Origin of the sequence: Kitasatospora sp. NPDC094028 (assembly GCF_049543595.1) — a bacterium.
Taxonomy (GTDB): domain Bacteria; phylum Actinomycetota; class Actinomycetes; order Streptomycetales; family Streptomycetaceae; genus Kitasatospora.
On sequence record NZ_JBMVFA010000044.1, the window covers coordinates 34,484 to 51,971 of the forward strand.

Sequence of the window (17,488 nt, forward strand, 5' to 3'; positions counted from 1 at the left end):
GGGCGCTCTGGGGGGCGGGGGGGCGCGGGCGGCCGCGGGCCACGGGCGGGGCGCCCAAGCTTGGTCGGGGGGGGGGGGGGGGGCCGCGGGGTGGGGGGGCGGGGGGGCGGGGGGCCCGCGCCCCCGAGGCCCCGGGGAAGAGTGGTCCTGCGGTGGCGCCCGCCCCAGGGAGCGTGTGACCTCGGCGCTGCGAAGCGCGGTGAGGCCGAGGCGTCAGGGGTTCGCCGCCCCGCGCGGTGGCGCGGGGCGGCGAACAGGAAACCTGGGGGCAACCGCGGGGTGGGTGGCTGCTGGGCGCCGGCGTGCCCGGCGCCCAGCAGCCAGGGGATGTGCGGTGTGGCACGGGCGGGCGGGCGGGGGGAGGGGAGGGGAGGGGGGAGGGCCCAGAAAGTGTGCGAGGGGCAAATGTTGGCCCTCGGCGCCCGGCGGGCCTGCGGCGCCGAGGCTGGCGAGGAACAGTCCGGCCCGAACCGTGAACAGCCGCGACCGCGGGACGGCGAGGACCCGGCCTGTACGAGACGGCCCTGGTCCTCGACCAAGGTGCAGGGCGGGGGCAAACTTTGGCCCCTCCGCTCTGCGGGCTCGCGGAACCGCCGGGCGTGCCGTCAACCTCGCGCCGTGGTGTTGGGCCGACCGTGCGACTGTGTTCAACTTCCCGATCCCGCACGGTGGATGATCATGCCGGCGGCGTTGGTAGCGTCGGCGGACGGCCGCGGTGAGGCGTCGGCCGCGCGCGAGTGTCGACACATCTGAGAGAGGGTCACATGGCTCCCAAGACGATCCGCCGTGCCGTCATCCCGGCGGCGGGGTTGGGTTCCCGGCTGCTGCCCATGACCAAGGCGACCCCGAAGGAGATGCTGCCGGTCGGGGACAAGCCGGTGATCGAGCACACCGTCCGGGAGCTGGTGGATTCCGGCGTCACCGACATCACCATCGTCGTGTCCGGCGACAAGAGCCTGATCCAGGAGCACTTCCGCCCGAACCCGGTGCTGGTCGAGCAGCTGCGCCGCGACGGCAAGGCGGCGTTCGCGGACGCCGTCGAGGAGATCGGGGAGCTGGCCCGCAAGGGCCACATCAGCTACCTGTACCAGCAGGGCCCGTACGGCAACGGCACGCCGGTGCTGAACGCGGCCCGGCACTTCGGGGACGAGCCGTTCCTGGTGCTGTGGCCGGACGACGTGTTCGTCGCCGAGGTGCCCCGCGCGCAGCAGCTGGTCCGGGCGTACGAGCAGACGAACGCGCCGGTGCTGGCGCTGATGCCGATGGCGCCGGAGGACTCGTACCGCTACGGCGTGCCGGTGGTGAAGGAGGACCTCGGCGGCGGGTCGCTGCGGATCAGCGGCCTGGTGGAGAAGCCGAAGCCGGCCGACGCGCCGTCCGCCTACGCGGCCATCGGCGGTTACGTGGTCACCCCGGGCATCGTCGACGAGATCCGCGAACTCACCCGCCGCTGGCACGAGAAGCCCGAGGACGAGGTGTACCTGACCGACGCGATCAACGCGTACGCGGCCCGCCGCGCCGTGTACGGGCAGGTCATCGACGGCACCTGGTACGACACCGGCAATCCCGTCGCGTACCTGCGCGCCCAGTTCGCCACCGCCCTCGCCGACCCGGAGTACGGGCCGGAGCTGCGCCGCCTCGCCGCCGAACTCACGCCCGACGCAGGGTGATTCGCGACCCCGGCCGTCCCTCGGACGGGTGAAGCCGGGTGCCGCGCCGCCGCCCGGCAGGCCAGACTGGGGCGATGCGTGAGGACGAGGACGAGTCGCTGGCGGAGTGGGCGGCGCGGCGGGAGCAACGGCGGCGCCCGGTCGGGAAGTTGCGGGCGGTACGGCTGTCGGACGGGCAGCGCGTCGGCGCCCACGTGACGCCGGACGAGCCGCGGCTGATCATGCGCTGGGACGGCTACCAGTGGCTGCCCGACGCGGTGGTGGAGGACTACGCCGCCGCGCAGCGGGCGCTGAACGGCGTCGAGGCGGGCGGTGAAGTCCAACCGGGCCAGCCGGGCCGACCGGGCCAGCCGGGCCAGCCGGGCCGACCGGGCCAGCCGGGCCGACCGGGCCGACCGGGCAAGGCGCCGGGCCGCCACCGCAAGCCGTCCTGAGCGCCCCGGCCGCGAAGCAAGCGAACGGGCCCGGCCGCCGGGAGATCCGGCGACCGGGCCCGAAACCCGGTGTCCCGCAGGTCAGTTGTGCGCGTGCAGGTCGGCGTTCAGGCCGCCCCAGGAGCCGGAGCGGGCGATGACCTCGACCGAGCCGGTCTGCGAGTTGCGGCGGAACAGCAGGTTGTCCTGCCCGGACAGCTCGACGGCCTTGGCGACCGTGCCGGCCGGGGTGGTGACCCTGGTGCCGGCGGTGACGTACAGGCCGGCCTCGACGACGCAGTCGTTGCCGAGCGAGATGCCGATGCCCGCGTTGGCGCCGAGCAGGCAGCGCTGGCCGACCGAGACGACCTGCTTGCCGCCGCCGGACAGGGTGCCCATGATCGAGGCGCCGCCGCCGATGTCGCTGTGGTCGCCGACGACGACGCCCGCGCTGATCCGGCCCTCGACCATCGAGGTGCCGAGCGTGCCGGCGTTGAAGTTGACGAAGCCCTCGTGCATCACGGTGGTGCCGGCGGCCAGGTGCGCGCCGAGCCGGACGCGGTCGGCGTGCGCGATGCGCACCCCGGTCGGGGCGACGTAGTCGGTCATCCGCGGGAACTTGTCGATGCCGTAGACGGCCAGCTGGCCGCCCTGGGCGCGCACCGCGAGGCGGGCCTGCTCGACCTGGTCCACCGGGACGGGGCCGATGCTGGTCCACGCGACGTTGGCGAGCAGCCCGAAGATGCCGTCCAGGTTCTGCCCGTGCGGCTGGACCAGGCGGTGGCTGAGCAGGTGCAGCCGCAGGTAGACGTCGTGGGTGTCGAGGGGCTTCTCGTCGAGCGAGGAGATGGTGGTGCGCACGGCGACGACCTCGACGCCGCGGCGGGCGTCGGTGCGCAGCGCCTCGGCGGCGCCGGCGCCGAGCTCGGCCTCGGCCTGCTCGGCGGTCAGGCGGACGGTGCCGGCCGGGCCGGGCTCGGCGGTCAGGACGGGGGCCGGGTACCAGGTGTCGAGGACGGTGCCGTCGGCGGCGATGGTGGCCAGGCCGGCGGCCACGGCACCGTTCGGGCGGGGGGTGGTGGATTCAGCAGTCACACCGAGCACGTTAACCAATGCCGGGGCCCACTGCCGAACACGCCCGGTGTTCGGACGTGTGGCCCGCACGCCGCTGGACACGCCACCCGCGGGCGCCCCGGCGCCACGCCCCGGCGGGCCCGCCGGACGGGAAAACCCGGTGCTCAGCGGCCCTCCGGTCGGCGATACTCGCTCGGGTGTTCATGTCGATCTCCACCACCGGCAGCGCCGAGGGTCCGGCCACGGACCTCGGGTTCCTGCTGCACAAGCACCCCGGCAAGGTCCAGCGGTTCACCACGTCGCACGGCGAGGCCCACGTGTTCTACCCCGAGGCGGGGGAGGAGCTGTGCACGGCCGCGCTGCTGCTGGACGTCGACCCGATCGCGCTGGTCCGTAAGGGCCGGGGCAAAGGCCGCAGCGGGTCGCCGGACTTCGCGCTCTCCCAGTACGTCAACGACCGCCCGTACGCGGCCTCCTCGCTGCTCGCGGTGGCGCTGCGCACGGTGTTCCGCTCGGCGATGAAGGGCGACTGCCCGCAGCGGCCCGAGCTGCCCGGCCGGGCCCGCCCGTTGCGGATCGCGCTGCCCGCCGTGCCGGCGAACGGCGCGGGCGAGGGCGGCGGGCCGGCCATGGTGGCCCGGCTGTTCGAGCCGCTGGGCTGGCGGGTCGAGGCGGCGGCGGTCCCAATGGACGAGGCGTTCCCGGAGTGGGGCGAGTCCCGGTACGTGCGGATCGAGCTGTCCTCGGACGCGGCCCGGCTGGCGGACGCGCTCCAGCAGTTGTACGTGCTGCTGCCGGTGCTGGACGGCGCCAAGCACTACTGGGTCGCGCCGGACGAGGTGGACAAGCTGCTCGCCGCCGGCGAGGGCTGGCTGGCCGGCCACCCGGAGCGCGCCCTGATCACCCGCCGCTACCTGGCCCGGCGCTGGTCGCTGGCCCGGGCGGCGATGGAGCGCCTGGAGCTGGCCCGGCTGGCGGAGGCGGACGACCGCGAGGTCGAGGAGATCGACAACGCGGTCGACGACCGGCCCGACGAGGAGGCCCCGGAGACCCCGGACGCCCCGGAGACCCCGGAGACCCCGGAGACCCCGGAGACCCCGGAGACCCCGGAGACCCCGGAGACCCCGGACGCCCCCGAGGAGCAGCGGGCGCAGCGGGAGCCCAAGCCGCCGTCCCTGGCCGAGCAGCGCCGCACCGCGATCGTCGCCGCCCTGCACCGGGCCGGCGCCGCCCGGGTCGCCGATCTCGGCTGCGGCCAGGGCGAGTTGATCGGCGAGCTGCTGAAGGACGCCCGGTTCACCGAGGTCCTCGGCGTGGACGTCTCGGTCCGCGCGCTGCAGGCCGCGCGCCGCAAGCTGCGCCTGGAGCGGCTGCCGGAGCGCCAGGCGTCCCGGGTGCGGCTGGCGCAGGGCGCGCTGACGTACACCGACGCCCGGCTGAAGGGCTACGACGCGGCGGTGCTGTGCGAGGTGATCGAGCACCTGGACCTGCCGCGGCTGCCCGCGCTGGAGTACGCGGTGTTCGGCGCCGCCCGGCCGCGGGCGGTCGTCGTCACCACCCCGAACGCCGAGTACAACGTCCGCTGGGAGACGCTGCCGGCGGGCCACGTCCGGCACGCGGACCACCGCTTCGAGTGGTCCCGCGCCGAGTTCCGCGCCTGGGCCGGGAAGGTCGCGGCCGCGTACGGCTACGCGGTGGAGCTGTGCCCGGTCGGCCCGGAGGACGAGGAGGTCGGCGCGCCCACCCAGCTGGCCCTGTTCACGACCGCGGGCCCCACCGGGAGCGCGCCCCGGACCACGGCCGAGCGCACCACCGATCGCGCCACCGAGCGCACCACCGAGCGCATCACCGAGCGCACCACCCCCGCGAAGCCCGAAGCCCCCGAAGGAGGCGAGCCCCGATGACCGACGAAGCCACGCCGAAGCCCGACCGGGAGCCGGCGGCCCCCCGCCGCCTCCCCGTCACCGACGTCTCCCTGGTCGTGCTGATCGGCACCAGCGGCGCGGGCAAGTCCACCTTCGCCCGCCGCCACTTCCTGCCCACCCAGGTGGTCTCCTCGGACTTCTGCCGCGGCCTGGTCGCCGACGACGAGAACGACCAGTCGGCCTCCGCCGAGGCCTTCGACGTGCTGCACTACATCGTCGGCAAGCGCCTCGCGGCCGGCCGCCTGACCGTCGTGGACGCCACCAACGTCCAGCCGGAGGCCCGCCGGCAGCTGGTGGCGATCGCCCGCGAGCACGACGTGCTGCCGATCGCGATCGTCCTGGACGTCCCGCCGGGGGTGTGCGCCGAGCGCAACCGCTCCCGCCCGGACCGTCAGCTGCCCGCGCACGTGGTCCCGCGCCAGAACCGCGAGCTGCGCCGCTCGCTCCGCGGCCTGGAGCGCGAGGGCTTCCGCAAGGTGCACGTGCTGCGCGGCGAGGCCGAGGTGGCGGCGGCCGAGATCGAGCTGGAGAAGCGCTACAACGACCTGCGCCACCTCGCCGGCCCGTTCGACATCGTCGGCGACATCCACGGCTGCCGGTCCGAGCTGGAGACCCTGCTGACCCGCCTCGGCTACGCGCTGACCCGGGACGAGGAAGGCCGCCCGGTGGACGCCGCCCACCCGGGGGGCCGCACCGCCGTGTTCGTCGGCGACCTGGTCGACCGCGGCCCGGACACCCCGGGCGTGCTGCGCCTGGTGATGGGCATGGTGGCGGCCGGCCACGCGCTCTGCGTGCCCGGCAACCACGAGAACAAGCTGGGCCGGGCGCTGGACGGCAAGAAGGTCACCGTCTCGCACGGCCTGCGCGAGTCGCTGGACCAACTGGCCGGCGAGACGGAGGAGTTCAAGGCGGAGGTGCGCGCGTTCATGCGCGGCCTGGTCAGCCACTACGTGCTGGACGGCGGCGCCCTGGTGGTGTGCCACGCGGGCCTGCCGGAGCGCTACCACGGCCGCGCCTCCGGCCGGGTGCGCTCGCACGCGCTGTACGGGGAGACCACCGGCGAGACCGACGAGTACGGCCTGCCGGTGCGCTACCCGTGGGCGGAGGAGTACCGCGGCCGGGCGCTGGTGGTGTACGGCCACACCCCGGTGCCGACCGCGAGCTTCGTCAACAACACCATCTGCCTGGACACCGGCTGCGTCTTCGGCGGCAGCCTGACGGCGCTGCGCTACCCGGAGCGCGAGCTGGTGGGCGTCGAGGCCGAGCGGGAGTGGTACGCGCCGGTGCGCCCGCTGATCACGGACGCGCCGGGCGCCCGGGAGGGCCGTCCGCTTGACCTCGCCGACGTGGCGGGCCGCCGGATCGTCGAGACGGCCCTGCACGGCCGGGTCGCCGTCCGGGAGGAGAACGCGGCGGCGGCGCTGGAGGTGATGAGCCGCTTCGCGCTGGACCCGCGGCTGCTCGCCTACCTGCCGCCGACCATGGCGCCCACCCCGACGTCCCGCCGGGACGGCTACCTGGAGCACCCGGAGGAGGCGTTCGCGGCCTACCGCGCGGACGGCGTGCGGCAGGTGCTGTGCGAGGAGAAGCACATGGGCTCGCGCGCGGTGCTGCTGGTCTCCCGGGACGACGCGGCGCTGGAGCGGCGCTTCGGTGCGGCCGGCCCGGGCGCGATCTGGACCCGCACCGGCCGGGCCTTCCTGGCCGACGACGGGCTGACCGGGGCGGTCCTCGGCCGGGTCCGGGTGGCGGCCGAACGGGCGGGCCTGTTCGAGGAGTTGGGCACCGACTGGCTGCTGTTGGACGCCGAGCTGATGCCGTGGTCGCTGAAGGCCGTGGAGCTGCTGCGCCGCCAGTACGCGGCGGTCGGCGCGGCGGCCGGCGCCGCCCTGCCCGAGGTGCTGTCCGCGCTGGAGCGGGCCGCCGGGCGCGGGCTGGACCTGGCGGAGCTGACCGCGCGGCAGCGGCGGCGCTCGGCGGACGCGCGGGCCTTCACCGAGGCGTACCGGCGCTACTGCTGGCCGACCGAGGGCCTGTCGGGCATCCGGCTGGCGCCGTTCCAGCTGCTCGCCGCCGAGGGCGCGAACCTCGCGGTGCGCCCGCACGACGAGCACCTGGCGTGGATCGACCGCCTGGTCGACGCGGACCACGCCGACGACGCGGACCACGCCGACGACGCCGACGACGCGGACCACGCGGTCGGCGCGGCCGGCGCCGGGAAGCTGCTGCAGCGCACCGGCCGGCTGCCGGTCGACACCGAGGACGAGGCCTCGGTGGCCGCCGGAACCGCCTGGTGGGAGGAGCTGACCGGCGCGGGCGGCGAGGGCATGGTGGTCAAGCCGCTGGCCTCGCTGGTGCGGACGGTCCGCGGCGAGGGCCGCCCGGGCGGCCTGGTGCAGCCGGGCGTGAAGGTGCGCGGCCGGGAGTACCTGCGGATCATCTACGGCCCCGACTACACCGAGCACCTGGACCGGCTGCGCGAGCGCGCGCTCGGCCACAAGCGCTCGCTGGCGCTGCGCGAGTACGCGCTGGGCTTGGAGGCGCTGGACCGGCTGGCGGCGGGGGAGCCGCTGTGGCGGGTGCACGAGCCGGTGTTCGCGGTGCTGGCGCTGGAGTCGGAGCCGGTCGACCCGCGCCTGTAGCGGCGGCCGGGCGAGGGAGCGGCGGCCGGGCGAGGGGGAGTCCCGCCGGGGCTCCCCCTCCCCGCCCTCCATTCTGCATACAAATTCGAGCACTCGTATATACTTGCTGCTTTCCGGTCCGGACCGCCGGATCCCGTCCAGCGCCCCCGTCCCACCCTTCCACGTCACCCCAGGAGCCCGGTATGGCCTTCAACCTCCGGAACAGGCACTTCCTCAAGGAGCTCGACTTCACGCCCCAGGAGTTCCGCTTCCTGGTCGACCTCGCCGCCTCCCTCAAGGCGGCCAAGCGCGCGGGCACCGAGCAGCCCCGGCTGCGCGGCAAGAACATCGCGCTGATCTTCGAGAAGACCTCCACCCGCACCCGCTGCGCGTTCGAGGTCGCCGCCCACGACCAGGGCGCCTCCACCACCTACCTGGACCCGGCCGGCTCGCAGATGGGCCACAAGGAGTCCGTCAAGGACACCGCCCGGGTGCTGGGCCGGATGTTCGACGGCATCGAGTACCGCGGCCACGGCCAGGCGATCGTCGAGGAGCTGGCCGAGTACGCCGGCGTCCCGGTCTGGAACGGTCTGACCGACGAGTGGCACCCCACCCAGATGCTGGCCGACGTGCTCACCGTCACCGAGCACACCGCCAAGCCGCTCACCGAGGTCGCCCTCGCCTACCTCGGCGACGCCCGCTCCAACATGGGCAACTCGCTGCTGGTCACCGGCGCCCTGCTCGGCATGGACATCCGGATCGTCGCCCCGCGCGCCCTCTGGCCGGCCGAGGACGTGCAGAAGGCGGCGCGGGCCCTGGCCGAGCGCAGCGGTGCCCGGATCACCCTGACCGAGGACGTGGCCGCGGGCGTGGCCGGCGCCGACTTCCTCTACACCGACGTCTGGGTGTCGATGGGCGAGCCCAAGGAGGTCTGGGCCGAGCGGATCGAGCTGCTGAAGCCGTACCAGGTGTCCATGGACACCGTCCGGGCCACCGGCAACCCGGACGTGAAGTTCCTGCACTGCCTGCCGGCCTTCCACGACCTGGGCACCGCGCTCGGGCGGCAGATGCACGAGACGACCGGCATGACCGAGCTGGAGTGCACCGACGAGCTGTTCGAGTCGGCGCACTCCGTCGTCTTCGACCAGGCCGAGAACCGCCTGCACACCATCAAGGCGGTGCTGGTCGCCACGCTGGGCTCGTAGCCGCTCAGCGCTCCAGCTTGACGCAGCCCACCCGGTCGCCCGCCGCGTGCGGTCCGGCCGGGGTGCCCGCGTGCAGCACCAGCGAGCGCGCCCCGCCCGGCCGCGGCTGCCAGGCCACCGCGGCCGAGGCGGTGCCGTCGCCGTGCGCGTCGGTGCGCAGCACCATCCGCAGCTCGTTGCGGGCGTTGGCGTACGCCGGGTCGGTGGAGGGCTGCACCGGGTCGACGGCGTCCTGGTAGTGCGGCCCGGAGGCGGCCGGGTCGGCCCCGCAGGTGCCGGTGTGCAGGTGCACCGGGAACTCGTGGCCGGGGGCCAGCCCGGTCGCCGTCAGGGTGAGCACCGTGCGCCCGGGCGTCGAGCGGTCGGTGACCACCCGGGCGTGCGAGCCGTACGGGACCAGGTCCTGGGCGTAGCTGATCGCGGCCGGCGGGACGAAGGCGGTGGCCGGGTCGAAGTCGGCCTCGACGACGGAGACCGGTGAGGCGGCCGGGGCGAGCAGGGCCAGCGGCAGCAGGGCGGCGGCGAGCGGAGCGGTCATCGGGCGGGCCTTCCGGGGGCGGGGCGACGGAGTCGCCCTGCTAACGGTGTCGGCCCGCGGGAGGACACCCGGTCAGTGCGCGTCGCGCGGGCTCCGGGCTGCGCCCTGGATGCCGCGGATCTCGCAGCGCGGCCCGCTGGCCCGCATCAGCCGCAGGTCGGCGGTGACCAGCGGCACCCCGTACTGCTCGGCGACCGCGACGTAGGCGGCGTCGTCCGGGGTGAGGTTGTCCTTGAGTTCCCAGATCCGGCCGAGCAGTGGCGCCACCTCGACCTTGCGGATCGCCACCGCGGCCAGTTCGCCGGTGAGTTCGGCGACCCGCCCGGCGGTCAGCTCCTTGGCCAGGTAGAGGCCGCGCAGCGACTGCATCACCTCGACGGTGATGTGCTCGGGTGCCAGCCACTCGCCGCCGGCGGCGAGTTCGGCCCGGGCGGTGGCCCCGCGCGGGCCCTCGTCGGCCAGTGCCAGTACCAGCGCGGACGCGTCCACCACGATCATCCCCGACCCCCTCTTCCCGTCACCACACCGGCCACGGTACCGGGCGGGGCCTCACCCGGTGGCGCCGGGCTTCGGGGTCGCGGGCGGGTGCGGCCCGGTCTGTCCCGGGGTGTCGTCGCGGAACGGGCGGATCGTCCGCTCGGCCTCCTTCGCCTGCTCGGGGGTGATCCACAGCCGCAGGTCGGTGGACTCCGCCGCGGCCTTCAGCTGGTCGAGGCTGAGTGGCAGGCCCTCCCGGACGACCTGGACCTTGGCGTGGTCGGCGACCTCCGCCGTGTTGGCGGCGCCGACCGTCACCCGGGCCTGGTCGGGGCGCAGCAGGCTGGCCTCGCGCAGGAGGATGTCGCCCGTCGCGTGTTCGGTGAGCAGCAGGCGGCCGCCGTCCGGGAGCGCGGTGTCGGAGCAGTAGCGGAACTGGCCGCCCCTGTTGATGACGGCGCAGCTCATCATGTCGTCGAGGTTGGGGTGGGAGTCGGTCCGGAGGTGGGTGCCGAAGCCCTCCTCGATCATGATCCGGACGTCGGCCGGGCCGCTGCCGTCGTCGTAGAGCATGTGGGCCATGGTCAGCGCGCTCCCGGGGTCCGCGGCGTTCGCCTTGATCAGCGCGGAGTGGCCGGAGTAGTCGGAGGTGCGCCCGTCGGTGGGCAGCGCCTTCGTGAGGACGGACAGTGCGGCGCGCCCGGTCAGGGCGACCTTGCCGGTGTGCGGGCCGGTGCCGGGTAGTGGCGGTTCGGTGGTGTCCTCCGTCTGCTGGAGCGGTTGCGGGAACCGCGGGCTCGGGGCGGGGGAGGAGGCGGTGCTGGGGGCGGCGGTGGCGGAGGAGGCGGCCACCGCCGTGGTGCCGTCCGTGCCGTCCGTCCGCAGGGCGACGGTGCCGCCGACCGCGAGCGCGGCCACGGCCGTGACGGCGCCGGCGACGGTCAGTCGGCGCCGGCGGCGGATCGAGCGGCCCTGCCGGGCGCTGGCGGCGACCAGCGTGCCGAGGTCGGGGCCGAGGCCGTCCATGGTCCGCTCGAAGGCGGCGGACAGCTTCCGGGCGTCCGCGTCGGGCTCGTTCATGGGGCGGGATTCCTTTCCGGCGTACGTGGACGGGTCTAGGGGCGGGCGAGCTGCTCGGCGGCGTCCGGGCCGAGGACGGCGCGCAGCCGGCCGAGGGCGCGCAGCGACTGGGTGCGGACCGCGCCCTGGTTGAGGCCGAGTTCGGCGGCGGTCTCGGCGACGCTGCGGTCCTCCCAGTAGCGCAGGACGAGCACGGCGCGGTCGCGGGGCGTGAGTTCGGCGAGTGCGGTGAGCAGGGTGATCCGCAGGGTCGGGTCGTCGCCGGGGGCGACGCCTTCGGGGAGTTCGCCGAGGGAGGGCCGTTCGCCGGTGCGGCGCAGCCGGCGGTGGGAGAGGTAGCTGCGGACGAGGGTGCTGCGGGCGTAGGCGTCCTGGTTCTCGGCGCGGCGGGCCCTGGGCCAGGCGGCGAAGAGCTTGGCGAGGGTGACCTGGGTGAGGTCCTCGGCCAGGTGCCAGTCGCCGCAGAGCAGTAGTGCGGTGCGGAAGAGGCGCTGCCCGCGGCTGTGTGCGAAGGCCTCGAACTCCGCGGCCTCCTCGGCCCGTCGTGTCTTCCCGATCACGCTGTCCCCTCGTGCCCCGTGTGCGGGCGTCGTCCGCCCCTGTGTCCGACTGGACGCCCGAGCCCGGGGGTGGCGTTACGGGTTGTTCGTGCGGGGGTCGGCCGGGTGCGGTGGGGGCGAAAGGAGGTGAAGGTAGACCGGGGGCATGCCTGCGGTGGTGTGGACGGCGGCATGCACTATGGTTTATCTCGACATCGAGATAACTGCCCCTTACGATATATCTCGACATCAAGATACTTGCCGAGAGGCGCTCGCCGGTGACGCGGCAAGGCAGGCCTAAGTAAGGCTGACCTTACCACCGCGTGCGCGCCGGATACCGCACGAAGCACCCAGAAGGAGTCAGTCGTGTCCGCGAACAGCTTCGACGCCCGCAGCTCGCTGCAGGTGGGCGACGAGTCGTACGAGATCTTCAAGCTCTCCGCCGTCGAGGGTTCCGAGCGGCTGCCCTACAGCCTCAAGGTGCTGCTGGAGAACCTGCTCCGCACGGAGGACGGCGCGAACATCACCGCCGACCACATCCGCGCCCTCGGCAACTGGGACGAGAACGCCCAGCCCAGCCAGGAGATCCAGTTCACGCCGGCCCGCGTGATCATGCAGGACTTCACCGGCGTGCCGTGCGTGGTCGACCTCGCCACCATGCGCGAGGCCGTCAAGGAGCTGGGCGGCGACCCGGCCAAGATCAACCCGCTCGCCCCGGCCGAGCTGGTCATCGACCACTCGGTCATCGCCGACAAGTTCGGCACCAAGGACGCGTTCACCCAGAACGTCGAGATCGAGTACGGCCGCAACAAGGAGCGCTACCAGTTCCTGCGCTGGGGCCAGACCGCCTTCGACGAGTTCAAGGTCGTCCCGCCGGGCACCGGCATCGTGCACCAGGTGAACATCGAGCACCTGGCCCGCACGGTCATGGTCCGTAACGGCCAGGCCTACCCCGACACCTGCGTCGGCACCGACTCGCACACCACCATGGTCAACGGCCTGGGCGTGCTGGGCTGGGGCGTCGGCGGCATCGAGGCCGAGGCCGCCATGCTCGGCCAGCCGGTCTCCATGCTGATCCCGCGCGTGGTCGGCTTCAAGCTGACCGGCGAGCTGCCGGCCGGCACCACCGCCACCGACCTGGTGCTCACCATCACCGAGATGCTGCGCAAGCACGGTGTGGTCGGCAAGTTCGTCGAGTTCTACGGCGACGGCATCGGCGCCATCCCGCTGGCCAACCGCGCCACCATCGGCAACATGTCGCCGGAGTTCGGCTCGACCTGCGCGATCTTCCCGATCGACGGCGAGACCATCAACTACCTGCGCCTGACCGGCCGCGACGAGCAGCAGCTCGCGCTGGTCGAGGCGTACGCCAAGGAGCAGGGCCTCTGGCACAACCCGGCGCACGAGCCGGCCTACTCCGAGTACCTGGAGCTGGACGTCTCCACCGTCGTCCCGTCGATCTCCGGCCCGAAGCGCCCGCAGGACCGCGTGATCCTGGCCGAGGCCGCGAGCAGGTTCGCCGAGGCGCTGCCGGCCTACTCCGCCGAGGCCTCGAAGCCGACCGCCGTCACCGCCCCCGACGGCTCGACCTACGAGATCGACAACGGCGCGGTCGTGATCGCCTCGATCACCTCCTGCACCAACACCTCCAACCCCTCCGTCATGCTGGGCGCCGCCCTGCTGGCGAAGAAGGCCGTGGAGAAGGGCCTGCACGTCAAGCCCTGGGTCAAGACCACCCTGGCGCCCGGTTCCAAGGTCGTCATGGACTACTACGAGAAGGCCGGCCTGCTCCCGTACATGGAGAAGCTGGGCTTCAACCTGGTCGGCTACGGCTGCGTCACCTGCATCGGCAACTCGGGCCCGCTGCCCGAGGAGGTCTCGGCCGCCGTCAACGAGGCCGACCTGGCCGTCGTCTCGGTGCTCTCCGGCAACCGCAACTTCGAGGGCCGGATCAACCCCGACGTCAAGATGAACTACCTGGCCTCCCCGCCGCTGGTGGTCGCCTACGCCCTCGCCGGCAACATGAACGTCGACATCACCAAGGACGCCCTGGGCCAGGACGCGGACGGCAACGACGTCTTCCTCGCCGACATCTGGCCGTCCGAGCAGGAGGTCGCCGACGCGGTCGCCGGCTCCATCGACGAGGCGATGTTCGACAAGGGCTACCAGGACGTCTTCGCCGGCGACTACCGCTGGCAGTCGCTCCCGGTCCCGACCGGCAACACCTTCGAGTGGGACGCCGAGTCCACCTACGTCCGCAAGCCCCCGTACTTCGAGGGCATGGCCAAGACCCCGAGCCCGGTGAGCGACATCGCCGGCGCCCGCGTCCTGGCCAAGCTGGGCGACTCGGTCACCACCGACCACATCTCCCCGGCCGGCAACATCAAGCCGGGCACCCCGGCGGCGCAGTACCTGACCGCCAACGGTGTCGAGAAGCGCGACTTCAACTCCTACGGTTCCCGTCGTGGCAACCACGAGGTGATGATCCGCGGCACCTTCGCCAACATCCGCCTGCGCAACCAGATCGCGCCGGGCACCGAGGGCGGCTACACCCGCGACTTCACCCAGGCCGACGCGCCGGTGTCGTTCATCTACGACGCCTCGCAGAACTACCAGGCCGCCGGCATCCCGCTGGTCGTCCTGGCCGGCAAGGAGTACGGCTCCGGCTCGTCCCGCGACTGGGCCGCCAAGGGCACCGCGCTGCTGGGCGTCAAGGCCGTCATCGCCGAGTCGTACGAGCGCATCCACCGCTCGAACCTGATCGGCATGGGCGTCCTGCCGCTGCAGTTCCCGGAGGGCGAGAACGCCGAGTCCCTCGGCCTCACCGGCGAGGAGACCTTCTCCTTCACCGGCGTGACCGAGCTCAACGAGGGCCGCACCCCGAAGACCGTCAAGGTCAAGGCCGGGGACAAGGAGTTCGACGCGGTCGTCCGCATCGACACCCCCGGTGAGGCGGACTACTACCGCAACGGCGGCATCCTGCAGTACGTGCTGCGCTCGCTCATCGGCTGAGCTCGCTAGCCCCTGAAGGGGGCCGGACCCGCACCGCGCGGGTCCGGCCCCCTTTTTCGCCCCCGCCACCGCGAACGCCGCGGACGGCCGGCCCGGGCACGGCCCGAGGCCGAAGGGCCCCGGGACGGCCGAAGGGGCCCGCCGCGACGAGTGCGGCGGGCCCCTTCGGCGGTCGGATCAGGCCCCGTCGCAGGCCTGCGCCCGCAGCGCCCGGGCCAGGTCGTCGCGGCGCTCCAGCACCAGGCGGCGCAGCGCCGGGGCGGCCAGCGGGTGCCCGTCCAGCCAGGCGTCGGCCTCGGCCAGGGTCTGCCGGTCGGTCTGGGCGGCGGGGAAGAAGCCGCCGACGAAGCGCATCGCGATCTCGATGGTCCGCTCGGACCAGATCTTCTCCAGCAGCTTGAAGTACGGTGCCGCGTAGAGGGCGGTGAGCTCGCGGTGGGAGGGCAGCGCGAAGCCCGCGATGTTGGCCTCGACCAGGGCGTTCGGCAGCTCGTCCGAGTCGACGACGGCCGACCAGGCGGCGGCCTTGGCCTCCGGGGTGGGCCGGGCGGCCAGGGCCAGGGTGTACTGGCGCTTGCCGCCGGCGGTGTTGTCGGCGGCGAGTTCGCCGGCCAGCTCCTCGTCGGTGGCCTGGCCGGCCGCGGCCAGGGCCAGCCACAGGGCCCAGCGCAGCTCCTGGTCGACGTCGAGGCCGTCGATCCGGGCGCTGCCGGTCAGCAGGCCGCGGACCAGGCCGAGGTGCTCGGCGCCGCCGGCGGTCTGGGCGAGGAAGCGGGCCCAGGCGAGCTGGTGGTCGCTGCCGGGGACGGCGGCGCGCAGCTCGCGCAGCGCGCCGTCGGCGAGCAGCCGGGCGCCCTCGGCGCGCCAGGCCGGGTCGGCGTACAGGTCGACGGCGGTCTTGGCCTGGGCGTGCAGCGACTGCAGGACGCCGATGTTGCCCTCCTGGCCGGCGAAGCGCAGCACCAGGTCGACGTAGTCGCGGGCCGGCATCAGGGCGTCCCGGGTGAGGTTCCAGACGGCGGACCAGGCGAGCGCGCGGGCCAGTTCGTCGTCGATGTCGCCGAGGCCGGTGCGCAGCGCCTCCAGGGACTCCTCGTCGAAGCGGATCTTGCAGTAGGTGAGGTCCTCGTCGTTGAGCAGGACGAGGGCGGGGCGGCGGCGGCCGGCGGCCTCGGCGACGACGGTGCGGGCGCCGGCGATGTCCGCCTCGATCCGCTCGGTGCGCACCAGGGCGCCGTCCGCGTTCCGGTCGTAGAGGCCGATCGCGATCCGGTGCGGGCGGAGGACGCCGCGCGACGCAGTCGCAGTATCGTTCGGAGTGTCCTGGAGGACGGCGAGCTCGGTGATCCGGCCCTCGGCGTCGGCGGTGACCTGCGGGGTGAGCGCGTTCACGCCGGCGGTCTGCAGCCAGGCGGCGGCCCAGGTCCTGAGGTCGCGGCCGCTGGTCTCGGCCAGCACGTCCAGCAGGTCGGTGAGTTCGGTGTTGCCGAAGGCGTGGCGCTTGAAGTAGCGGCGGGCGCCCTCGAAGAAGGCGTCCGAACCGGCGTACGCGACCAGCTGCTTGAGGACGGCGGCGCCCTTGGCGTAGGTGATGCCGTCGAAGTTGAGCTTGGCGTCCTCCAGGTCGCGGATGTCGGCGGTGATCGGGTGGGTGGTGGGGAACTGGTCCTGCCGGTAGGCCCAGGCCTTGCGCTGGTTGGCGAAGGTGACCCAGGCGGAGGAGTAGCGGGTGCGGGCGCCGATCAGGGCGTAGGAGCCCATGAAGTCGGCGAAGGACTCCTTCAGCCACAGGTCGTCCCACCAGCGCGGGGTGACGAGGTCGCCGAACCACATGTGCGCCATCTCGTGCAGGATGACGTTGGCGCGGTTCTCGTAGGCGGCGTCGGTGACCTTGGAGCGGAAGACGAAGTCCTCCTTGAAGGTGACGCAGCCGGGGTTCTCCATGGCGCCGATGTTGTACTCGGGGACGAACGCCTGGTCGTACTTGCCGAAGGGGTACGGGTAGTCGAACTCCTCGTGGAAGAAGTCGAGTCCGAGCTTGGTGACGCCGAGGATCTCGTCCGCGTCGAAGTGCGGGGCGAGGGACTTGCGGCACATCGCGGAGAGCGGGATGTCCAGGGTGGTGCCGTCGGCGAGTTCGCGGCGGTAGTGGTCGCGGGCGATGTGGTACGGGCCGGCGACGACGGCGGTGAGGTAGGTGGAGATCGGCTTGGTGGGCGCGAACTCCCAGGTGCGGGCGGCGCCTTCGCCGGTGACCCGCCCTCCCTGCCCGCCATCGGGCAGGAGGGGCCCGGTCGCGCTCACGCGCTCGTGCACGGCGTTGGACCACACGTCCCAGGCGGCGGGGGCGGTCACGGTGAACGTGAACGGGGCCTTCAGGTCGGGCTGTTCGAAGGTGGCGAAGACCCGGCGGGCGTCGGCCGGCTCGTAGTGGGTGTAGAGGTAGGTCTCGCCGTCGACGGGGTCGACGAAGCGGTGCAGGCCCTCGCCGGTGCGGCTGTACGCGCAGTCGGCCTCGACGGTGAGGACGTTCTCGGCGGCCAGTCCGTCCACGTGCACCCGGGCGCCGTCGTAGGCGGTGGCCGGGTCGAGGGCGCGGCCGTTGAGGATGACCGAGCGGACTGCGGGGGCGAGCAGGTCGAGGAAGGTGGTGGCGCCGGGGCGGTCGCAGCGGAAGGCGACGGTGGTGGTGGAGCGGAAGGTGGCGGCCGCCGGGTCGGGGGCGGAGGTCACGTCCAGCCGCACCTGGTAGCTGTCCACGGCCAGGATGCTGGCCCGCTGCTGGGCTTCGTCGCGGCTCAGGTTCTTGCCCGGCACGGCGGTACTCCTTTGTCCGGCTCGCACGGTGGTGCGTGGGTGGGGTGAGGTCCGGTGCGCGGTGTGCACCGCGCACCCGGGGGCATCCTTTCACGGCGTTCGCGCCGGTACCATTGC

At 73.7% G+C, this 17,488-nt stretch carries 12 protein-coding genes; 6 read left to right on the forward strand and 6 right to left on the reverse strand.

Annotated features, from left to right (window positions below):
- The first annotated feature begins 764 nt into the window (after nt 1-764).
- Together ACPC54_RS37725 and ACPC54_RS37730 are read left to right on the forward strand one after the other, a co-directional pair.
- Nucleotides 765-1,670 (forward strand): UTP--glucose-1-phosphate uridylyltransferase, encoded by a 906-nt coding sequence (locus tag ACPC54_RS37725; RefSeq protein WP_498971489.1) that lies wholly within the window; start codon nt 765-767, stop codon nt 1,668-1,670.
- Between the two features lie 74 nt (nt 1,671-1,744).
- Entirely contained in the window at nt 1,745-2,104 is a 360-nt protein-coding gene (locus tag ACPC54_RS37730; RefSeq protein ID WP_498971491.1) for a DUF6087 family protein, read from the forward strand.
- A gap of 81 nt (nt 2,105-2,185) precedes the next feature.
- On the opposite strand, the gene dapD is transcribed toward ACPC54_RS37730, so the two are convergent.
- Nucleotides 2,186-3,178, reverse strand: a complete 993-nt coding sequence (dapD, locus tag ACPC54_RS37735) for a 2,3,4,5-tetrahydropyridine-2,6-dicarboxylate N-succinyltransferase (RefSeq protein ID WP_498971493.1) — start codon at nt 3,176-3,178, stop codon at nt 2,186-2,188.
- 176 nt (nt 3,179-3,354) lie between these two features.
- Between dapD and ACPC54_RS37740 the strand changes: the two genes are divergently transcribed.
- The 3 genes from ACPC54_RS37740 (at nt 3,355) to argF (ending at nt 8,908) form a co-directional block, all read left to right on the forward strand.
- Nucleotides 3,355-5,061 (forward strand): 3' terminal RNA ribose 2'-O-methyltransferase Hen1, encoded by a 1,707-nt coding sequence (locus tag ACPC54_RS37740; RefSeq protein ID WP_498971495.1) that lies wholly within the window; start codon nt 3,355-3,357, stop codon nt 5,059-5,061.
- A complete protein-coding gene (locus ACPC54_RS37745) occupies nt 5,058-7,724 on the forward strand; it encodes a polynucleotide kinase-phosphatase (protein ID WP_498971497.1) in 2,667 nt (888 codons plus the stop codon). The genes ACPC54_RS37740 and ACPC54_RS37745 overlap by 4 nt, the downstream gene beginning before the upstream one ends.
- 182 nt (nt 7,725-7,906) lie before the next feature.
- Nucleotides 7,907-8,908, forward strand: a complete 1,002-nt coding sequence (gene argF, locus ACPC54_RS37750) for an ornithine carbamoyltransferase (protein ID WP_498971499.1) — start codon at nt 7,907-7,909, stop codon at nt 8,906-8,908.
- Between the two features lie 4 nt (nt 8,909-8,912).
- Here the strand turns inward: argF and ACPC54_RS37755 are convergent, their stop codons facing one another.
- The 4 genes from ACPC54_RS37755 to ACPC54_RS37770 all read right to left on the reverse strand — a co-directional run bounded on the left by ACPC54_RS37755 (nt 8,913) and on the right by ACPC54_RS37770 (nt 11,563).
- Nucleotides 8,913-9,446: a superoxide dismutase family protein gene (locus tag ACPC54_RS37755; RefSeq protein WP_498971501.1), complete on the reverse strand. Its 534-nt coding sequence runs from the start codon at nt 9,444-9,446 to the stop codon at nt 8,913-8,915.
- A 72-nt stretch (nt 9,447-9,518) separates the two neighbouring features.
- Nucleotides 9,519-9,944: a type II toxin-antitoxin system VapC family toxin gene (locus ACPC54_RS37760; protein WP_498971503.1), complete on the reverse strand. Its 426-nt coding sequence runs from the start codon at nt 9,942-9,944 to the stop codon at nt 9,519-9,521.
- A gap of 51 nt (nt 9,945-9,995) precedes the next feature.
- On the reverse strand, nt 9,996-11,003 hold the full coding sequence (locus tag ACPC54_RS37765) for a hypothetical protein (protein ID WP_498971505.1): 1,008 nt from the start codon (nt 11,001-11,003) through the stop codon (nt 9,996-9,998).
- Between the two features lie 35 nt (nt 11,004-11,038).
- Nucleotides 11,039-11,563 (reverse strand): SigE family RNA polymerase sigma factor, encoded by a 525-nt coding sequence (locus tag ACPC54_RS37770; RefSeq protein ID WP_498971507.1) that lies wholly within the window; start codon nt 11,561-11,563, stop codon nt 11,039-11,041.
- Nucleotides 11,564-11,908: 345 nt separating this feature from the next.
- On the opposite strand from ACPC54_RS37770, the gene acnA reads away from it, so the two are divergent.
- On the forward strand, nt 11,909-14,554 hold the full coding sequence (gene acnA / locus ACPC54_RS37775; protein WP_498971509.1) for an aconitate hydratase AcnA: 2,646 nt from the start codon (nt 11,909-11,911) through the stop codon (nt 14,552-14,554).
- 177 nt (nt 14,555-14,731) lie between these two features.
- Here the strand turns inward: acnA and pepN are convergent, their stop codons facing one another.
- Nucleotides 14,732-17,371 carry an aminopeptidase N gene (pepN, locus tag ACPC54_RS37780; protein ID WP_498971511.1) on the reverse strand — a complete coding sequence of 880 codons (2,640 nt, stop codon included), beginning with the start codon at nt 17,369-17,371 and terminating at the stop codon, nt 14,732-14,734.
- Between the last annotated feature and the right edge of the window lie 117 nt (nt 17,372-17,488).